This window comes from Rhizobium freirei PRF 81 (assembly GCF_000359745.1).
Lineage (GTDB): Bacteria > Pseudomonadota > Alphaproteobacteria > Rhizobiales > Rhizobiaceae > Rhizobium > Rhizobium freirei.
In genome coordinates this window covers 338,138-356,496 of record NZ_AQHN01000055.1, presented here as the reverse complement: position 1 = coordinate 356,496, position 18,359 = coordinate 338,138, and the positions used below count along the sequence as shown (strand labels likewise).

Sequence of the window (18,359 nt, the reverse complement as noted above, 5' to 3'; positions counted from 1 at the left end):
CTCATTGCCCCAGCCGCTGCAGGATATCCGGGATATGCACCTGATCGGACTTATAGTTTCCGGTCAGCATGTACATCATGATGTTGACGCCCGAACGGTAAGCATATTCGCGCTGCGTCTCGTCCGGCGGCACGGTCGGCAGGAGCGATGAGCCGTTTTCGTCGATCGCCCAGGCGCCGGCAAAGTCGTTGCCCGTGATCAAGATCGGCGTCACGCCATCGGAGGAGGCGACCGCATTGCCGTCGCGGCGGGTATCCTGCCGTGCCTCGATCCAGAGCGGGCTATCGGCATAACGGCCGGGAAAGCTTGAAAGCAGATAGAAGGACTTGGTCAGCACATGGCCTGATGGCACAGGCTCCAGAGGCGGAATATCGAGATTGGCGAGGATCTGCTGCAGCCGCTGGCCGTTCGGGCTCGGCGATGTTGTGTCGCCCATGGTGTTGATGGCGTCGCGCGTGTCGAAAAGCACGGTGCCGCCGTTGCGCATATAGGCGTCGATGCGGTTGATGGCGTCGTTGGACGGCATCGGCGCCGACGCGGAAATCGGCCAGTAGATCAGCGAATAGAAGGCGAGTTCATCCTTCGCCGGGTCCAGCCCCACCGGCGGGCCTGGCTCCAATGTCGTGCGGTAGGTCAGATAGTCGGAGAGGCCGGCAAGGCCGCGCTCGGAAATGCGATCAACGTCGGATTCGCCGGTAACGACATAGGCAAGATGCGTCTTGTCCAGCCGCGAAAAGATGGCGTCGTCGCCAGGCTTGGAATCATCGGCCAAGGCACTTGCCGGATGCAGGAAGATCGTGACCGAAAGCGCTAGCAGCAGCACCGCGGCTCCCCCGGCCGCCGTCTTCGCTCCCCTGCCAAGGCGCGGGAAGGCGCCGTTCATGAAGAGCACGATCAGGCTGTCGGCCAGAAGGATGAGGAAGGCGAGGGTGAAGAGGATCGGCTTGGCGGACCATGCTTCGCCCCCGATGAGGCCTTCCCGCGCGACCGCTCCTGCGGCTGATGCGTCCAGCGGCCTGAGCGCGGCGCCGGGGGCTAGCACGTTGAGCGCCGTAAAGCCTTCTTCTGAACCATAGAGACCTGGCGGGTTGTCGAAGCTCGCGACGGCTGCGCCCTTGTGGTTCGGCTCCAGCGGCCGGGCGCTGCCGATTTCGCTGGTCAGCACACCCTTGGCCGTCAGAAGCCGGTAGGGCGGCATTGCCTCGGCCGTCTTGGCGGCACCTTCCGTCGAGGTCACGCCGCCGGAGCGCGACAGCTGGACGATACGGCGCAGCATCTCGACGAAATCGCCCGAGATCGGCAGATCCGACCATTGCGGCTCGGCGCTGACATGGAAGAGAATAACGCGGCCTGCGCGCATCTGCTTTTCGGTGACAAGCGGCGTTCCGTCGGCAAGGCTTGCCCAGGTGCGCTCGGCAAGGTCCGGTGTCGGTTCGGCCAGAACCTGCCGCTTGATCAGCACATTGGTTGGCTTCGGCATGCCGGCGAAGGGGCCGAACGAGGGGAAATCGGCGAGCGGCTGCGGCTCGGCCCAGGAAAGTGCGCCGCCGAAGGTGCGCTCGCCCTGCCGCAGCGTCACGGGGACGAGCGGGTCATCGGCGGGTGCGGCGGCAAGGCGCGGTCCGGCGAAGCGGATCAGGGTGCCGCCATTCTCGATCCAGCGCCGCAGCGGCGCATAGCTTTCCTGCGGCAGGCGGCCGACATCGGCCATAATGATCACGGAAGGGTTGCCGGCGAGCAGTTGCGGGATCGACTTTGCCAGGTCCGCGCTGTTGGGCTGGATCAGATCGGCATAGGGGTTAAGGGCGCGCTCGATATAGTAAAGCGGCGAAAGGATCGGCTGGAATTCGTCGGCGGCCTGGCCGGAAAGAAGCGCCACACGGCGGCGGCGGAAGCCGTCGTCGAGCAGGTGAACGGTGCCGGCGCTGGCATAGCGGTCGACGTTGATGCGGGCAAAATCGTTGCGCATCTCGAAGGGCGCGGCGATGGCGCCGGTCGCAACCGTCTGACCGCCGGCGAAATTCAGCGAGCCGTTGGCGATCGGGCGGCCCTGGTTATCCTGAGCGATAAGTTGCAGGCGCAGCGGATTAGCCCCATTCAGCCGGGTCGCCGTAACGGTCATGTCATTGGCATTGTTGGCTGCGCCGGTGATCGCGAGAATGTCGTTGCCGTCGCCTTCGATCAGGCGCAGCTCGCTTGGCTGAAGGGCGGCGAGCCGGCTGAGGATATCGTCCTTGTCCTTGCTCTCGATGCCATCGGAGATGAAGGCGATCGTGCCGGGTTTGCTGCCGGCGAGCGCTGCCTTCACGGCGTCGGCGGCACGTTGTCTATCGGGCACCAGCGGCCTCGGATTCATTGCGTGCAGCTTATCGCGGGCAGCCGTCGCGGCGCCCGGTGTCGCGTCATTGCCCTGCTCGGCGGTAAAGGAGATCGAGACCGGGATGCCCTTGGCGTCGGCATCGTCGATCAGCGCATCTGCGGTTCGGACACGGCGCTCCCAGTCCGACGAGCTCGCCCAGCTGTTGTCGATCATCAAGACCAGCGGGCCGCCGCTCGACAGAGTGTTGGTGCGCGGGTTGAACATCGGATTGGCGATCGCGAAGATCACCAGCGCCGCCAGCAGCATGCGCAGCAGCGTCAGCCACCACGGGCTGCGAGCCGGCGTTTCCTCACGCTTGAGGATGGACGCCAGGATGCGAAGCGGCGGAAAGACTTCCGCCCGCGGCTGCGGCGGCGTCAGGCGCAGAAGCCACCAGATCGCGGGAAGCAGGATCAGGGCCGCGAGGATGGCGGGCGAGGCGAACGCGAAGGAAAGGCCGCTCATGGCTGACCTCCGGAGGCTACCCGCGCAGGCATGCCGGAAAGATACATATGCACGGCGACCAGCGCTTCCGATGCCAGGCGATCGGTGCGATGGCTGATGAAGGTCCAGCCGAGATGGCGCAGCGATTGGCCAAGGTTTTCGCGCCGGGCGAGATAGGCGCGGCGGTAATCGTCTCGCAGATTTTCCGCACGGCCGGCAATCAGCTTCGAACCAGTTTCAGGATCGCTGAACTCGGTGCGCCCGCTATAAGGAAAGATTTCCTCGGCCGGGTCGGCAACTTCGATCACGTGACCACGCAAGCCGCGGCGCGCCAGCGGTCCGATCCGGCTCATGACGCTGTCGGCATCGTCGAGAAAATCGCCGATCAGCACGATATCGCTCCAGCCGCGGATCATCGCGGTCTGCGGCAGGCCGCCTTCGAGCGGCGTGTGCATCAGGGCGGCGGCCAGCCGTTCGGCGGCATTGCGGGTCGAGACCGGCTCCATGACGCCAGGGCAGCCGATCCGTTCGCCCGAACGTGAGAGGATTTCGGCAAGCGCCAGCATGATGACGAGCGCCCGGCTTTCCTTGGAGGCGTGGCCATAGGTCGACTTATACATCATGGATGGCGAGAGGTCCGCCCAGAGCCAGATCGTATGAGCGGCCTCCCACTCATGGTCGCGGATATAGGTATGATCGTCGCGGGCCGAGCGGCGCCAGTCGATGCGCGACAGGCTCTCGCCTTCGGTATAGGGGCGGAACTGCCAGAAATTCTCGCCGATGCCGCGCTTGCGCCGGCCGTGCCATCCGGCAATCACGGTGTTGGCGATGCGCTTGGCTTCGACAAGGCAATCAGGCATGAGGGCGGCGCGGCTGCGGGCACGGGAGAGCGCATCATTGCCTGAGGTCGGTCTGACGATCTGTCCGATGGATGCCACGCGCTATACTCTCCTCGACATCCAGCTTAGGTTCTCGACTGTCTTGCCAGCCCTGCGATGACATCGCGCACCGACATGCCTTCGGCGCGCGCCGCAAAGGTCAGCGCCATGCGGTGTTCGAGCACAGGCTCGGCAAGCGCATGCACGTCATCGATCGAGGGCGCAAGCCTGCCTTCGTAGAGGGCGCGGGCGCGGGCGCAGAGCATCATGGCCTGGCCGGCGCGGGGGCCCGGACCCCAGGCGACATGCTTGTCGGTTGAGGCGTTGCCTTGGCCCGGGCGGGCAGAGCGCACCAGAGACAGGATCGCATCGACCACGCCGTCGCTGACAGGCATCTGGCGGATCAGCTGCTGAATTTCCAGCAGACGCGCGGCATCGATAACCGCCTGGGGCGTCGCTTCGCTCAAGCCCGTCGTTTCGAGCAGGATGCGGCGTTCGTCGGCGAGCTCTGGATAACCGACATCGACCTGCAGCAGGAAGCGGTCGAGCTGGGCTTCCGGCAATGGATAGGTGCCTTCCTGCTCCAGAGGATTCTGCGTTGCAAGAACGTGGAAAGGGGCTGGCAGGTCATAACGCTGGCCGGCGATGGTGACGTGATATTCCTGCATGGACTGCAGCAGGGCCGATTGCGTACGCGGCGAGGCGCGGTTGATTTCGTCGGCCATCAGCAGCTGCGCGAAGACCGGACCTTTGACGAAACGGAATGAACGACGGCCGGTTGCGTCCTGATCCATGACTTCTGAGCCGAGAATATCCGACGGCATCAGGTCGGGCGTGAACTGGACGCGATTGGAATCGAGTCCGAGAACCGCACCGAGCGTGGTGACGAGCTTGGTCTTTGCGAGACCCGGCACACCGACCAACAGTGCGTGACCGCCGGCCAGCACAGCAAGCAGCGTATTCTCCACGACGCTTTCCTGGCCGAAAATGACCTTCGAGACCTCTTCGCGGATGCGGGCGATATCGCTCAGCGCCTTTTCGGCTGAAGCGATGATGGCCTGCTCGTCGAGGCTCGTTTCGGTCGATTTGATCATGCCCATTTGCGTCTCCAATGGCAGAAAAGCGGTGCGCGCGATTCGCAGACCTTACACATTTGCCCCATAATCAATACAACTTATCGCCACGAACATGGCTGACAAGCGCGTTTCGAATGACTATCTCGTGAGAAACTGTCGTATTCGTGACTAACGGCGAACCGGGACGGAAGAATGGCAACCGAGGAAATCAAGGCTACCGGCGATGCGGCGAGTCTCGCAGCCCTGATATCGCGTGCCGCTGGCGACAGCGGCGGCGGCAAGAAGGGTTTGCCGCCGGTCGACCGCTGGAATCCCCCGTTTTGCGGTGATATCGACATGGAAATCAGAGCCGACGGGACCTGGTTCTATCTGGGCACGCCGATCGGGCGCGCCCCGCTGGTGCGGCTATTCGCTACCGTCTTGCGCAAGGACGACGACCGGAAGACATATCTCGTCACACCTGTGGAAAAGGTCGGCATTCGCGTCGTCGATGCACCATTTGTCGCCGTGGAGATGAGCGTCACGGAGCGCGATGGTAGGCAGGTGCTGACATTCCGTACCAATGTCGGCGATGTCGTCGAGGCGGGCAGGGATCATCCGATCCGCTTCGTCATCCGCGGCGAGAACGACGAGCTGAAGCCTTACCTGCACGTCCGCGGCCGTCTGGAGGCCCTGGTGACGCGCGCTGTCATGTATGATCTCGTCGAACTCGGCGAACCCGTCGAGATCGCCGGGCGGGAGGTGTTTTGCGTGCGCTCGGGCGGATCGATCTTTCCCGTCATGACGGTTGCCGAACTGGATGCGCTGACACGATGAGCGAATTTCCCCTTTATTCCGCGGATGAGTTCCGGCGCCGAGCGCTCAGGCAGAGCGGTGGTCCGGTCGAGCTTGCCTGGCGCGATCATGGCGACCATCGCCTCAATCCCGAGACCATATCGCAGGTCGAGGGGCTGAAGCTGAAGGATGCCGCCGTGCTCGTGCCTGTTGTCGACAGCGGCGATGACGCCAAGGTGATCTTCACGCTCAGGACCTCGACCTTGCGCAAGCATTCCGGCCAGATCGCATTTCCCGGCGGCGCCATCGATCCGGAGGACGCTTCTCCGGAAATGGCGGCCGTGCGCGAGGCAGGCGAGGAGATCGGGCTTGCCGGTATCTTCATCGAGCCGGTTGCGCGGCTCCCGCATTATCTGGCCGCCACCGGCTTTCGCATCACGCCCATCCTTGCAGTGGTAAAGCCGGGCTTTGATCTCGCTCTCAACCCGACCGAGGTGGAGGATGCCTTCGAGGTGCCGCTCTCCTTCTTGATGGACCCGAGCCACCATACGACAGACACCATGCTTTGGCAGGGAAGCGAACGCCATTTCTATCGTATGCCCTATGGGCAGCGCATGATCTGGGGCATTACAGCGGGCATCGTCCGCACGCTTTATGAAAGGCTTTACACATGACGTCCGTTGCCGATGAGGCCTGGTTCCGGGATGAGGCGCTGCAGCGGGTGCTGGCCTTGCTGAATGCCGATGGCGGTGAGGGCCGTGTCGTCGGCGGTGCAGTGCGCAACAGCCTTATGGGGCTGCCGGTCGCCGATATCGATATCGCAACGACGCTGTTGCCCGAGGCCGTGGTTGAAAGAGCGGGTGTGGCGGGGATCAAGGCGGTGCCGACCGGTATCGCGCATGGAACCGTTACCTTGGTCATCGACGGGAAGCCGTTCGAGATCACGACTCTGCGGCGGGATGTCGAAACGGATGGGCGTCGCGCCCGCGTTGCCTTCAGCGAGGATTGGCAGGCCGATGCGGAGCGGCGCGACCTGACGATCAATGCGCTCTATGCTTCCGCCGACGGCGGGGTTGTCGACCTCGTCGACGGACTTGCCGATTTGGAACGGCGCAATATCCGCTTTATCGGCGATGCCGCGACGCGGATCGCCGAGGATCATCTGCGCATTTTGCGCTTCTTCCGCTTTTTCGCGCATTACGGCAGCGGCCGTCCGGATGCGGACGGGCTGCGCGCCTGCGCGGCGGCGCGATCGAAGATCGTGACACTGTCGGCCGAGCGTGTCTGGTCGGAGATGAAGAAGCTGCTTTCGGCTAAGGATCCCGGCCGGGCGCTGCTCTGGATGCGCCAGGTTGGGGTGTTGACTGAGGTTCTGCCCGAAACGGAAAAATGGGGTATCGATGCCATTCCCGCGCTGATTGCCACCGAGCAAGCTTTCGGTTGGGCGGCGGATCCTTTGCTGCGGCTTGCCGCAATCGTGCCGCCGGACGCAGCGAGACTTGGCAAGCTTGCCGAGCGCCTGCGCCTGTCGAAGGCCGAGGCAGCCTACCTGCAGGCCTGGGCGAATGCGCCTGCCATCAAGGATGACATATCGGAGGCCGCTTTCGACCGTCTGCTTTACCGCCATGATCCATCCGGCATAGCCGCCCGGCTGAAGCTGGCGCTGGCCGTTGCGCGGAGCAAGGCGGAAGGCGATTTCGAGGAGATGGCGCGCACGGCGCGGCTTGGCAAGCTGCTGGAGCGGACGGCGCGATGGAAGAAGCCTGCTTTTCCGCTCAGCGGAGCGGATGCACTTGCCGCAGGCATCGGGGCAGGCCCGCGCGTCGGCGAACTTCTCGGCAAGTTGGAGCAGGAATGGCTTGAGGGGAACTTCACTGTCGACCGGGCGGGTCTTCTCGCCCGGTTGAAGGATCTGGCTAACGCCTGACGGCGGGGCGCCGGTCAGGCTGCATTGGCTTCGTCGCGTATGCGTGCCTTGATGTTGTCGATCATGTTTTCCCGGACGATTGTTTCGCCATGCGCATCACGCATGTGTTCGACAGCGCGACGAACCACCTCGGCATCGTCCTTGGCGCGAGTGTGCCACGCGCAGCCGGGTACAAGCGTACCACATTCGAACAGTCGCATGTCTTCCTCCTCAATATTCGACAGAATTGCTGTCCTTCATGCCGAAGGACACGAAGGTTAGAACGCTACGGACGGGAAAAGGTTTCTCTGTCCGGCAAGGTTCCAACGCTTGCCGGACGCATTCTTCCGGATTTCAATCCGGCATCGCCCAGGATTTGAAGCAGTCAGACGACTGATATCTCGTAACGGACGCCGCCTGCCTTGCCGAGCGATCGGCCTCCATGCGAGCGAGATCGCTTGGCGACTTATTCCCTGCAAGCTGCATTCTGACCTGCTCGATGAAGCAGGAGAGAGGCAAATCGGACCCGCTGCGGACCCTCATGTCCTCGGCTAGCCGGACGATGAACTCCGGACTATCGACAGTGCGCGAAAGCCTCGTTTCCTTCGAAACTTCCGTGACCTGATTCTGTACTGCCATTACAACCTCCTCCGATTGAAACGAGCATTACCTAACCTATGCACTCACTCCGCCGATTTCAGGGCTTATTGGATCGTTTTATGTTGGATGCCCTAAGGCCAGCGTACCACGGGCGGCAGGGACGATAGGATCGACTCCACGTTGCCGCCTGTTTTCAGTCCGAATATTGTACCCCGATCATACAGCAAATTGAACTCCACGTAACGCCCGCGACGGATTAATTGTTCGTCGCGGTCCTCTTCGGTCCATGCTTCGTTGAAGTTTGAGCGGACGATGCGCGGATAAACCATGGAAAAGGCGCGCCCGACGTCGCGGGTGAAGGCGAAATCGGCGTTCCAGCCGCCAGCTTCTTCCTGCGAATGCAGCCAGTCGAAGAAGATGCCGCCGATGCCGCGAGGCTCGTTGCGATGCTTCAGGAAGAAATACTCGTCGCACCAGCTCTTAAAGCGCTCGTAGTCGGCGACCGCGTGCCGCTCGCAGACGATCTGCATGGCGCGATGGAAGAGGACGCTGTCAGGGTCTTCCTGGGTGCGGCGACGGTCGAGCACGGGCGTCAGGTCGGCGCCGCCGCCGAACCATTGGCTGGTCGTCACCACCATGCGGGTATTCATATGTACCGCTGGCACGTTCGGATTGACGGGGTGGGCGATCAGCGACAGGCCGGAAGCCCAGAAACGCGGATCTTCCTCGGCGCCCGGTATCTGGCTGCGGAAATCGGGAGAGAACTCGCCATAGACGGTGGAGGTGTGGACGCCGACCTTTTCGAAGACGCGGCCTTCCATCATCGACATGCGACCGCCGCCGCCCTGACCGGCCTCCCTTTGCCAGTCCTTGGCGACGAAACGCCCCGGTTTCTGATCGGAGAGGGGGCCGGCAAGCTCGTCTTCCAGCTTCTCGAACTCGGCGCAGATCGCATCGCGCAGGCTCTCGAACCAGATTCTCGCGGCCTCTTTTTTTGCTTCAATATCCTCAGGTAGTCCTTTGGGAAGATTGGGTCGTTCCATTCATGCTCTCCGAGGGCGCGGGCGGCCGGCGGCCCGCGATTCGCACCGTATGTATCGTGATGTTGAATAACAGCAACACTGCGGCACAACCAGTGCAGCGCCCTTGAAGGAAAATCGACTCGCAAAATTTCTGTTGCGGTATTATGTTCCCCCTCGCAAAGGCGAGGTTTTATCATGAAGATACCCGGACCGCCGCCCCTTGATGGGTTGAGAAGCAGAATATTCCGCTACCGGCAAGAGCATCCCGCCGGCGGAAAGAGTGATTTCGTTCGCGAGACTTTTTGTCTCAGTCGCCCAGAAGCACGTGCCAAGGCACGTGAATGGTTCGATGAATTCCCGAAAGCCGCCTACTGGACCGAAGTCGAAAGCTGGCGTCAGATCGAGGGTGATCGCATCGAGTTCACCATGCGGCGTTTGCCGTCGGCGGATTGAAGAGGACGAAATGACTGGCTGCAGCGGCAGGCGATAAGCCTGAACCGAGCTATTGTGCCTTCCTCAACCGACTCTCGATCAGCTGCCCGCTCTCGTCCAGGATCGGATGTGCAACCGAAACGATATGCGCATTGATGCGTTTCAGATCGCGCAGCATGTCGAGATGGAGCGAGCTGGTCTGCAGGCTATCGACCCGGCCGTCGCGCAGTCTTTCGAGATGGCGCTCCGAAGACTGCTTTTCGAGCCGGCGGACATCCACCTTCACTTCCATCAGTTGGCGGGCGAGATTGAAGTCTCGGGTCACGAGGATGGTCTGGGCGACGCGCAGATTATCGACCGTCAAGCTGAAGAGGCTTTTGAGCTCGCGATATCCATCGTCCGAGAAAGTCAGGCCCTTGTCGATCTTCTTCGCCACCTGTTCGGCGAGACCCTTTTCGATGATGTCGCCGATATGTTCGAGATTGATGGCGTAATCGATGATGACGATGGAGCGGCGGCCGTTCTCGTCGTCCAGCCCGTCACGTCCAAGCTTCGACAGGTAGATTTTCACCTCCTGCTGGAGGCGGTCGACGCGCTTCTCCAGAACCGGGATTTCCTTCAAGGGCGACAGGTCGTTGTTGTTGAAGGCATTTTCGGTACGGATCAGCATGCGCTCGATGAGGTCGCCAACCGCGAGAACCTCTCGCGTGGCGCTGGCAAGCGCCACGACGGGCGTTTGCAGGGCCTGCTGGTCGAGAAACTTCGGGCCATCGTCGGTCTGCGGATCGTTAGGCACGACCCGGAGCATGGTCCTCGAGAGCAGGCGCGAGAAGGGCCATGCGCAGATGGCGAGGGCGATATTGAAAAGCAGATGCACGTCTACGGGCAGTTTGGCCGGCGAGAAATGCAGGCCCTGCGTCCAATCGCCGATATAGCCTGCGAGCGGTAGCATGATGAGGCAACCGATTGCGCGCACGATCAGGTTCCCCAGGGTCACGCGCCGGACGGTTGCCGGGCCAGACAGCGTGGCCATGACAGGCGGAACTGCACCGCCGAGATTGGCGCCGAGCACGAGAACGACGGTCAATGCCGGCGACAGAATGCCGGTCGATGCAAGCGAGAGTATCAGCACGACGACCGCAAGGCTGGACGAGGACACAAAGGCCAGCACCGCCGAGAAGATGAGCGCTACCGGCAGCGCGCCGTCCAGCAGCCCGATGAAGGCGCCAAGCGCTGCCGATTGCCGCATCGGCGCGGTCGCAAGGCTGAGCAGCTGCAGAGAAAGCAGCATGAGCCCGATGCCGATAAGCGCGGTGCCGGCACCCTGCTGAGAGGTCGAGGTGCGGCGATATAAGATGATGCCGACCAGGATGATGAGGGGAGACAGCCATTCGATGCCGGTCGCGACAATCCATGCGGTGACCGCCGTGCCGACATTGGCGCCCAGCAGCACGATCTGCGCCATGCTCGGAAGCACGAGGTCGCGCTCGACGAAAGAAGCGATCATGAGCGCGGTTGCCGTGGAGCTTTGCAAGGCGATTGTCGCCACGAAGCCGGATGCGAACGATCGCGCGCCGCTGCGGGTTCCTTTGGCAAGGCCTGTTCTGAGGCGGGCACCGAAAGCGCGCGATACACCGTCCTTTACCTGCGCAAGGCCGAACAGCAGAAGGCCGACGGCGCCGAACAGATTGATCATGACGATGGTGGATTCCATTTTCTGCTAAATCTCTCTCATGCCGCTATATCGTCAATGATTCCGAAAATGATGATAACCTACTGAAAATTCTTGAATTTCTGTGTGCTGTGGCACTGGGTTAAACGTGGAGAATTTACTTGCCGGCTAAGCATTATACGCTTGCTGCAACGGTAGTCCACCATTGCTTGCGACATATCGGATCAATAATTGCGCGCGGCCCGATCAATGAGCCTTGGGCGGCGGCAGTTCGTCGGGTGAGCCCGGTTCGACCTGCGGTGCGTTCGGCAATATGCCGACGGCGAAGGCATGTTTGACGTTTTCAATCGTCGCCGGTCGTCGCTTTGGGCGGGTCGAGGGCGGGGAAACGGTCGCTTCCGCCGATGTCGGCAATGCCTCATCTGCGGGTTCGGCTTCGCGCATCGCTGCCTGCTTTTTCGCGATCATCGGCGAGGTCGCCAGGATGTCCCTGAGCGTGGCTGTCACGGGTAAATGCCCGTTCAGGTCGGTGTTCGTGTGATGCCAGGCATGAGGGACGCGGCGGTCGGCGTGGATGAACGGCCGGGAATTGATCTCACCGAACCAGTCCCACGCACCCATGACATCGATGACTTCGGTGAAGGCCGGCGGCATGGCGATGCGCGCTCCGATCGTCACGATCTTCATGTCTGCGGCAAGCTTCACGATCCGTGAGGCGTTTTGCCTGCACAGGTCGTGCAGGGCGGCAGACAGGACCAGATTACCCTTGGAGTGGCCGGTCAAGAGGTTGAAGGACAGGCGAGGGTCCGCAAGAAGTGCCTGAACGGTTCGCGTATCGAGGCTGGTGCGGGCGGCCGATTCGTCGCCATGTGCTCCAACCTTGGGCCGGCCAGCGAGATCGTCGAATATCTCCAGAAACGGACGCAGGCCTCTCAGATGACCGAAGAGGAAGACCCCGCCGAACGGCTCGATAATGGCATCGGCGATGCCATAGCCGGAGACGACGGCGGCGACGGGTCCCTGGATCGCATCGGCCACGTTGCGGGCAAAGGCCGCCGCGCCCAATGCGGAGCCGCCGATGCCGGCGACAGCGAGGGCCTGCACCTTATCGCCGCCTCTCAAGACGAATTCGTCCACCGTCTCGCAAAGAGTTATCGCCGCGCCTCCACTTGGCGGGACGATCATGATCGCGCCTTCTGCGGCCAGCGAGTCGCTGAGGTAGAAGGCTTCCTCCGGCGTGATCACCTTGATGTCGTAGAACAGCGCGTCGAGCGCGAGGTTCCGCTGACGAAGCCCTTCGAGAGCGAGATTTCGGGCCGGTGAGCGCTGAAGCCGCTCGGGTAGGCTCAGGGTGCGCGCGAACTGTGTGAGGGAGAGCGTGAATGCCGTCTGGAACATGGGTCACCTCGCCAAGGCTGCCTGAGTTAGAGCATTCCAAGGCCAAGCTTCTCACACTTTATTCGGCGTGCCAACGCCTATTCGGGTGCGACATTCAGGCCCAGTGTCGAGGTCGGCGACCATTGCGTCTGCCGCAGCGCTTCCCCCGATATCATGGCCACGGACATGGCGATATTAATGGAGCGCTGGCCCTCGACCATGGGGATCAGAATGCGGCTGTCGGCCTTGTCGCGCACATGTTCCGGCACGCCGGCGCTTTCGCGGCCGAAAAGAAGTATGTCGTCGCTGCGGAAGGCGAAATCGGTGTAGGGTAGCGCTGCCTTGGTCGAGGCGAGCACCAGCCGGCGGCCGCTTTCCTGGCGCCATGCCTCAAACCGTTCCCAGTTCACGTGCCGCGTCAGGGTGACGGCCGAGAGATAATCCATGCCGGCGCGCTTCAGGTTGCGGTCCGAGATGTCGAAGCCGGCCGGCTCGATGATGTCGACGCCGATGCCGAGGCAGGCAGCAAGCCGCAGGATCGTGCCGGTGTTGCCGGGAATATCGGGTTGATAGAGGGCGATGTGGAGCTTGGTCATGTGTTGCGACTAGCGAAATCGCCCGGATTTGTCTTTGATTTTCGCGGATTCCTCGATTTTTGTGATGTTTCCCATAAGCACAATTGAAGGTTTGAGCCCGTTTTTCAGGCATATTTCGCTTTTCAAACAGGAAAAGTCGCGCTAAAAGACGGGCGCTCTACAACTTGTGAACGAAGGAGGCTCATGATGGATATCTTGTTTGTGATGAAGCGCCTCCGGTCTGCGTATTTTCGGACCTGCTGAGCGCCGTAAGGCGCGCTTTCGCAAGTATTCCCCTTTGTAAGTCATTGCGCGGCCGGCATGGCCTCGTTGTTTTATCGCCCGACCACCATATGAGTCTGCGACCTTCAGGCGCGGCAGTGGTCACAGGGTCGAGTCTTTGGAGCATTTCAATGTTTGGCTGGTTCGAACGCCGACTAAATCCATTTCCGAGCGAGGTGCCTGATACGCCTCCGCACGGCCTCTTTGCATTCTGCTGGCATTATTCCAAGCCGGCCGTGCCATGGCTGATCGCCATGAGCTTCCTCACCATGTCGATCGCGATCGGCGAGGTGGCGTTGTTCAAGTTCTTGGGCGATATCGTCGACTGGCTGACGAAGGCGGATAAGGCCACCTTCCTGCAGACGGAATGGCACAGGCTTTTCTGGATGGGCGCGATGGTGCTCGTCGGCTTGCCGGCTGCGGCGATCCTCGACAGCTTCATCATGCATCAGGTGCTGCTCGGCAACTATCCGATGATCGCGCGCTGGCAGATGCATCGCTTCCTGCTGCGCCACAGCATGACCTTTTTCGCCAACGAGTTTGCCGGCCGCGTCGCCACCAAGGTGATGCAAACCTCGCTTGCCGTGCGCGAAACGGTCATGAAGATCCTCGACGTCTTCGTCTACGTCTTCACCTATTTCCTGTCGATGATCCTCGTCATCGCAGCGGCCGATTGGCGGCTGATGATTCCGATCCTGCTCTGGCTCGGCGTCTATGTCGGGATCGTCGCTTATTTCGTGCCCGTGCTGCGCAAGATTGCGTCGCAACAGGCCGATGCGCGCTCGATGATGACCGGCCGCGTGGTCGACAGCTACACCAACATCGCGACGGTGAAGCTGTTCTCGCATGCGGGACGCGAGGAGACATATGCCAAGGCCGGCATGGAGGAATTCCTCGATACCGTGCACAAGCAGATGCGCAAGGTGACGCTGTTCCACGCCTCGGTCTATTTCAACAATTGCGCGGCGTTGTTCATCGTTTCGGCGCTTTCGATCTGGTTCTGGCTCAACGGTTCGATCTCGGTCGGCTCCATTGCCATTGCCATCGGCCTTGCCATGCGTGTGAACGGCATGTCGCAGTGGGTGATGTGGGAAGTGTCGGCGCTTTTCGAAAACATCGGCACCGTCTATGACGGCATGGGGATGATGACGAAGCCGCACGACATCGTCGACAAGCCGGCAGCCTCGGCGATCGTCGCCAAGCAGGGTGCGATCCGCTTCGACCACATTCGCTTCCATTACGGTAAGGCGAAGGGCGTTATGGAGGACCTGTCCCTCGATATCCGCGCCGGCGAAAAGGTCGGCCTGGTCGGTCGCTCCGGCGCCGGCAAGACGACCTTGATGAACCTGCTGTTGCGCTTCTACGATCTGGAGGGTGGCCGCATCACCGTCGACGGTCACGATATCGCAGGCGTCACGCAGGACAGCCTTCGTTCGATGATCGGCGTGGTGACGCAGGATACGTCGCTGCTGCACCGCTCGATCCGCGATAACATCGCTTATGGCCGCCCCGACGCGACCGATGAGGAGGTGATCCGGGCGGCCAAGCGCGCCAATGCCTGGGAATTCATCGAAGGCCTGGTCGACATGCATGGTCGCACGGGGCTCGACGCGCAGGTTGGCGAGCGCGGCGTCAAACTGTCAGGTGGCCAGCGGCAGCGTATCGCGATCGCCCGCGTCTTCCTGAAGGACGCGCCGATCCTGGTGCTCGACGAGGCGACCTCGGCGCTCGATTCCGAAGTGGAAGCGGCGATCCAGGAAAACCTCTTCGCGCTGATGCACGGCAAGACGGTGATCGCGATTGCCCACCGCCTGTCGACGCTGACCGAAATGGACCGCCTCGTCGTTCTCGACAAGGGCCGGATCATCGAGATGGGCACGCATCAGGAACTGGCTCATAATGGCGGCATCTACGCCGAACTCTGGAGCCGCCAGTCCGGCGGCTTCCTCGCCGATCACGAAGAGGCCGAAGCGGCCGCGCAATAATGGACTGGGCAACTGGGGCGGCAAGATGCCCCAGTTGCTGTTTCAACTCTCTTTTCGGCCATACTGTTTTCGCAGGGGCAAAAGCCGTCGGGCCGGTATTCTCAATGCTTTCATTGGCGCTCAACGTAGAGGCAAAGTTGGCTACTTCGCCACAATCCAAAGCGCAACTAACGGGCCTGGAAGGCGACGATAAAAGCTAACGGCTCGCAAGAGCGAGTTGCACTGCGAGCAGTCCGAACGCGGTCGCGAAGCTTCGGCGCATCCACGACTGAACAGTCGGATTTGAGACGATATGGCGGCGAAGGTAGGCCGCAAACACACCATATCCCGCGAAGATGATGAAGGTGAGCGCCATGAAGATCAGGCTGAGCTTCAGCATCAGCGTGATCGGACTTGCCTGATCCGGCGTCACGAATTGAGGCAGGAAGGCGAAGAAAAAGATCGATAATTTTGGATTGAGCAGATTGATCAGGATTGCCGAGGCAATCACTTGCCGCGTACTCTTGTCGGTCGGTGCACCATCGACGCGCAAGACGCCCCGTTCCAAAAACATCGACCAGGCCATATAGAGCAGATAGGCGACCCCGAGCCATTTGAGCGCTTGAAACGCCATGGCGCTGGTGTGCAGAAGTGCTGCAAGGCCGCTGATCGCGGCAAGCAAATGCGGGATGATGCCGAGCGTACAGCCGAATGCTGCGATCACACTCGCCCTCGCACCGCCCGATAATCCGGCAGCAAGCGTGTAGATTGCTCCGGTGCCGGGAGATGCCACGATGATGAGGGTCGTTATCAGAAATTCCATGCTCATGCGGTTGCGCCCATGGAAGAGTAGCGCAATGGCGACGGATGACGCGGATATATCGCGTCGGCTTGAAGGGAAATAGCGGGCATGGCTCTCGCTCGATGATCGTATCGAGCAATATCGAGCTGCCGTGTTCTTCGGTCTTGAATGAAATTGCGCGTCGCCGCCATCTCGCGCCGAACTTCAACCATAACCGACAGGCACGGCATTCTAACGAAAATGTAACCTTTGCTGGCGCCTGCCTTTACTTTCCGGCCCTCGAGAAATTCCCTATATCGCTTCCATGTTCATTCGTTCGGTGTTTCGTCTGTTCGAGACGTGGATTGATCCCTACTATCGCAGCGGCGACCTTCGTCCGCCGCGGTCGCTTGGCGCCTTCATCTGGTATTATGTCGGCCAGGCGAAGGGCCCGTTCCTGGCGATGGCGGCGCTTGGCGGGGCGGTCGCGATGCTGGAGGCGGCGCTCTTCTGGTTCGTCGGCCATCTGGTCGACATTCTCGACAAGGTGAAGCCAGGGGAGGGATGGAGCGGGCTGCTTGCCGGTCACGGCGCCGCACTTCTCGGCATGGTCTTTGTGGTGCTCGTGGTGCGCTTCGTGGTCGTGAGCCTTGGCGCGCTGGTCGAGGAACAGGTTGTCGTTCCCGGCTTTCTCAATCTCGTGCGCTGGCAGGCCTATCGGCATGTGGCCAGACAATCGGTCGAATTCTTCCAGAATGATTTTTCCGGCCGCGTCGTCACCAAGGTTTGGTCGGCAGGGCAGGCGACGGGCGATCTTGTCGTGTCGCTGCTGCAGGTGGTCTGGTTCATCATCATCTATGCAGCCTCGACCATTGCGCTCGTCGGCGGGCTCGACTGGCGGCTGGCGCTGGTGATTACGATATGGATCGGCATCTTCTCGCTGCTGGCCCGCCATTTCGTGCCACGCATCCGGCAGCATGCGCGCAATGCGGCCGAAGCGTCCTCGATGCTGAACGGCCGCATGGTCGATGCTTATGCCAATATCCAGACACTCAAGCTCTTCGGACGGGAAGAGCAGAACGATGATTATATCCGCCGCGGATTCGACCGTTTTCAGGCGGCCGTTATGCCTTTCACGCGGCTGCTCACCGGCGTTCGCGCGTCCCTTGCCTTGCTGTCCGGCGTGATGATCACCACCATCGGCGCACTCGCCGTGCATCTCTGGCTGGCCGGCGAGATTTCGACGGGCGGTGTTGCCTTCACGCTCAGCATGGTGCTGCGCCTGAACATGCTCTTCGGCCGCATGATGGCGCAGTTCAATGCCATCATGCGCAATCTCGGCACGATTCAGAATTCCGCCGAGATGATCTCCGAGCCTATCGGCCTGGTCGATCGACCTGCCGCCAAGGACCTGACGATCAGCGGTCCGGAAATCCGCTTCGACAACGTGACCTTTCACTATGGGCGCGGCGGGGGCGTTATCGACAGTTTCTCTCTTTCGGTGCGGGCGGGGGAAAAGATTGGTATCGTCGGCCGCTCGGGAGCGGGCAAGACGACGCTCGTCAACCTGCTGCTACGCTTTTACGACCTTGAAGGCGGCCGCATCCTGATCGATGGACAGGACATTGCCGGCGTGCGGCAGGAATCGCTGCGGAGCGCCATCGGCATGGTGACCCAGGACACGGCGCTTCTCAATCGATCCATTCGCGACAACATCCTGTTCGGACGCCCTGATGCCGGCGACAAGCAGATGGTGGAAGCCGCGCGACAGGCTGAGGCCGACGAGTTCATCAACACTCTCGAGGATCAGAAGGGACGTACAGCCTACGCAGCCCATGTCGGCGAGCGCGGCGTCAAGCTCTCAGGCGGCCAGCGCCAACGGATCGCGATCGCGCGTGTCATGCTCAAGGACGCGCCGATCCTGGTGCTCGACGAGGCGACGTCAGCGCTGGATTCGGAGGCCGAGGCCGTGCTGCAGTCCAACCTCGATGGTTTGATGAAAGGCAAAACCGTTCTGGCGATCGCGCATCGACTTTCGACCATCGCCAAGCTCGACCGGCTGATTGTCATCGATAAGGGGGAGATCATCGAGGAAGGCAGTCACGACGAGCTGATAGCGCGCGGAGGCCTTTATTCCGAGCTGTGGGCGCGCCAGTCCGGCGGCTTCATCGCGGCGGATGCAGAGTAGGCAGCTCTTGCGCAATGTTGAACCAAATG

16 protein-coding genes are annotated in these 18,359 nt (G+C 61.5%); 6 read left to right on the top strand and 10 right to left on the bottom strand.

Translation table 11 applies throughout. The annotated features are described in order from the left end of the window. Window position 1: 1 nt before the first annotated feature. Genes RHSP_RS11365 through RHSP_RS11355 form a run of 3 tightly spaced genes read right to left on the bottom strand, consistent with a single transcriptional unit; the run spans window position 2 to window position 4,781 of the window. Complete coding sequence (locus RHSP_RS11365; RefSeq protein WP_004116564.1) at window positions 2-2,824, bottom strand: DUF4159 domain-containing protein; 2,823 nt, start codon at window positions 2,822-2,824, stop codon at window positions 2-4. Beyond that, the gene (locus RHSP_RS11360) at window positions 2,821-3,741 is read right to left on the bottom strand and encodes a DUF58 domain-containing protein (protein ID WP_004116560.1); all 921 of its coding nucleotides are present in this window, start codon (window positions 3,739-3,741) and stop codon (window positions 2,821-2,823) included. The genes RHSP_RS11365 and RHSP_RS11360 overlap by 4 nt, the downstream gene beginning before the upstream one ends. 26 nt (window positions 3,742-3,767) lie before the next feature. Further along, complete coding sequence (locus tag RHSP_RS11355) at window positions 3,768-4,781, bottom strand: AAA family ATPase (RefSeq protein WP_004116553.1); 1,014 nt, start codon at window positions 4,779-4,781, stop codon at window positions 3,768-3,770. Window positions 4,782-4,949: 168 nt separating this feature from the next. Between RHSP_RS11355 and RHSP_RS11350 the strand changes: the two genes are divergently transcribed. Genes RHSP_RS11350 through RHSP_RS11340 form a run of 3 tightly spaced genes read left to right on the top strand, consistent with a single transcriptional unit; the run spans window position 4,950 to window position 7,458 of the window. Further along, a complete protein-coding gene (locus RHSP_RS11350; RefSeq protein WP_004116550.1) occupies window positions 4,950-5,573 on the top strand; it encodes a DUF1285 domain-containing protein in 624 nt (207 codons plus the stop codon). Beyond that, window positions 5,570-6,205: an NUDIX hydrolase gene (locus RHSP_RS11345; RefSeq protein ID WP_004116548.1), complete on the top strand. Its 636-nt coding sequence runs from the start codon at window positions 5,570-5,572 to the stop codon at window positions 6,203-6,205. Before RHSP_RS11350 ends, RHSP_RS11345 begins: the two co-directional genes overlap by 4 nt. Further along, window positions 6,202-7,458 (top strand): CCA tRNA nucleotidyltransferase, encoded by a 1,257-nt coding sequence (locus RHSP_RS11340; RefSeq protein ID WP_004116545.1) that lies wholly within the window; start codon window positions 6,202-6,204, stop codon window positions 7,456-7,458. Before RHSP_RS11345 ends, RHSP_RS11340 begins: the two co-directional genes overlap by 4 nt. A gap of 14 nt (window positions 7,459-7,472) precedes the next feature. Here the strand turns inward: RHSP_RS11340 and RHSP_RS11335 are convergent, their stop codons facing one another. The 3 genes from RHSP_RS11335 to hemF all read right to left on the bottom strand — a co-directional run bounded on the left by RHSP_RS11335 (window position 7,473) and on the right by hemF (window position 9,080). Beyond that, window positions 7,473-7,658, bottom strand: coding sequence for a DUF1059 domain-containing protein (locus RHSP_RS11335; RefSeq protein WP_037151247.1), 186 nt, complete (start codon window positions 7,656-7,658; stop codon window positions 7,473-7,475). A 133-nt stretch (window positions 7,659-7,791) separates the two neighbouring features. Further along, window positions 7,792-8,076, bottom strand: a complete 285-nt coding sequence (locus tag RHSP_RS11330; RefSeq protein ID WP_037151245.1) for a hypothetical protein — start codon at window positions 8,074-8,076, stop codon at window positions 7,792-7,794. A gap of 92 nt (window positions 8,077-8,168) precedes the next feature. Further along, window positions 8,169-9,080, bottom strand: coding sequence for an oxygen-dependent coproporphyrinogen oxidase (gene hemF, locus RHSP_RS11325; RefSeq protein WP_004116542.1), 912 nt, complete (start codon window positions 9,078-9,080; stop codon window positions 8,169-8,171). A 174-nt stretch (window positions 9,081-9,254) separates the two neighbouring features. On the opposite strand from hemF, the gene RHSP_RS11320 reads away from it, so the two are divergent. After that, window positions 9,255-9,512 carry a hypothetical protein gene (locus RHSP_RS11320; RefSeq protein ID WP_004116539.1) on the top strand — a complete coding sequence of 86 codons (258 nt, stop codon included), beginning with the start codon at window positions 9,255-9,257 and terminating at the stop codon, window positions 9,510-9,512. Window positions 9,513-9,561: 49 nt separating this feature from the next. On the opposite strand, the gene RHSP_RS11315 is transcribed toward RHSP_RS11320, so the two are convergent. The 3 genes from RHSP_RS11315 to RHSP_RS11305 all read right to left on the bottom strand — a co-directional run bounded on the left by RHSP_RS11315 (window position 9,562) and on the right by RHSP_RS11305 (window position 13,136). Continuing rightward, entirely contained in the window at window positions 9,562-11,205 is a 1,644-nt protein-coding gene (locus RHSP_RS11315; RefSeq protein WP_004116537.1) for a Na/Pi cotransporter family protein, read from the bottom strand. A 204-nt stretch (window positions 11,206-11,409) separates the two neighbouring features. Further along, on the bottom strand, window positions 11,410-12,561 hold the full coding sequence (locus tag RHSP_RS11310) for a hypothetical protein (RefSeq protein WP_004116534.1): 1,152 nt from the start codon (window positions 12,559-12,561) through the stop codon (window positions 11,410-11,412). Between the two features lie 77 nt (window positions 12,562-12,638). Beyond that, window positions 12,639-13,136 carry a tRNA (cytidine(34)-2'-O)-methyltransferase gene (locus tag RHSP_RS11305; RefSeq protein WP_004116532.1) on the bottom strand — a complete coding sequence of 166 codons (498 nt, stop codon included), beginning with the start codon at window positions 13,134-13,136 and terminating at the stop codon, window positions 12,639-12,641. Between the two features lie 392 nt (window positions 13,137-13,528). Here RHSP_RS11305 and RHSP_RS11300 point away from each other — a divergent pair, with 392 nt between their 5' ends. Further along, window positions 13,529-15,382, top strand: a complete 1,854-nt coding sequence (locus RHSP_RS11300) for an ABC transporter ATP-binding protein (RefSeq protein ID WP_004116529.1) — start codon at window positions 13,529-13,531, stop codon at window positions 15,380-15,382. A gap of 196 nt (window positions 15,383-15,578) precedes the next feature. On the opposite strand, the gene RHSP_RS11295 is transcribed toward RHSP_RS11300, so the two are convergent. Further along, the gene (locus RHSP_RS11295) at window positions 15,579-16,190 is read right to left on the bottom strand and encodes a LysE family translocator (RefSeq protein WP_004116526.1); all 612 of its coding nucleotides are present in this window, start codon (window positions 16,188-16,190) and stop codon (window positions 15,579-15,581) included. A gap of 277 nt (window positions 16,191-16,467) precedes the next feature. Here RHSP_RS11295 and RHSP_RS11290 point away from each other — a divergent pair, with 277 nt between their 5' ends. Further along, the gene (locus RHSP_RS11290; RefSeq protein ID WP_004116522.1) at window positions 16,468-18,330 is read left to right on the top strand and encodes an ABC transporter ATP-binding protein; all 1,863 of its coding nucleotides are present in this window, start codon (window positions 16,468-16,470) and stop codon (window positions 18,328-18,330) included. Window positions 18,331-18,359 lie beyond the last annotated feature (29 nt).

Coding starts and splice junctions, on each gene's coding strand:
- RHSP_RS11365 (WP_004116564.1), bottom strand. CDS start 2,824: ATGAGCGGCCTTTCCTTCGCGTTCGCCTCGCCCGCCATCCTCGCGGCC.
- RHSP_RS11355 (WP_004116553.1), bottom strand. CDS start 4,781: ATGGGCATGATCAAATCGACCGAAACGAGCCTCGACGAGCAGGCCATC.
- RHSP_RS11350 (WP_004116550.1), top strand. CDS start 4,950: ATGGCAACCGAGGAAATCAAGGCTACCGGCGATGCGGCGAGTCTCGCA.
- RHSP_RS11345 (WP_004116548.1), top strand. CDS start 5,570: ATGAGCGAATTTCCCCTTTATTCCGCGGATGAGTTCCGGCGCCGAGCG.
- RHSP_RS11340 (WP_004116545.1), top strand. CDS start 6,202: ATGACGTCCGTTGCCGATGAGGCCTGGTTCCGGGATGAGGCGCTGCAG.
- RHSP_RS11335 (WP_037151247.1), bottom strand. CDS start 7,658: ATGCGACTGTTCGAATGTGGTACGCTTGTACCCGGCTGCGCGTGGCAC.
- RHSP_RS11330 (WP_037151245.1), bottom strand. CDS start 8,076: ATGGCAGTACAGAATCAGGTCACGGAAGTTTCGAAGGAAACGAGGCTT.
- hemF (WP_004116542.1), bottom strand. CDS start 9,080: ATGGAACGACCCAATCTTCCCAAAGGACTACCTGAGGATATTGAAGCA.
- RHSP_RS11320 (WP_004116539.1), top strand. CDS start 9,255: ATGAAGATACCCGGACCGCCGCCCCTTGATGGGTTGAGAAGCAGAATA.
- RHSP_RS11315 (WP_004116537.1), bottom strand. CDS start 11,205: ATGGAATCCACCATCGTCATGATCAATCTGTTCGGCGCCGTCGGCCTT.
- RHSP_RS11310 (WP_004116534.1), bottom strand. CDS start 12,561: ATGTTCCAGACGGCATTCACGCTCTCCCTCACACAGTTCGCGCGCACC.
- RHSP_RS11305 (WP_004116532.1), bottom strand. CDS start 13,136: ATGACCAAGCTCCACATCGCCCTCTATCAACCCGATATTCCCGGCAAC.
- RHSP_RS11300 (WP_004116529.1), top strand. CDS start 13,529: ATGTTTGGCTGGTTCGAACGCCGACTAAATCCATTTCCGAGCGAGGTG.
- RHSP_RS11295 (WP_004116526.1), bottom strand. CDS start 16,190: ATGAGCATGGAATTTCTGATAACGACCCTCATCATCGTGGCATCTCCC.
- RHSP_RS11290 (WP_004116522.1), top strand. CDS start 16,468: ATGTTCATTCGTTCGGTGTTTCGTCTGTTCGAGACGTGGATTGATCCC.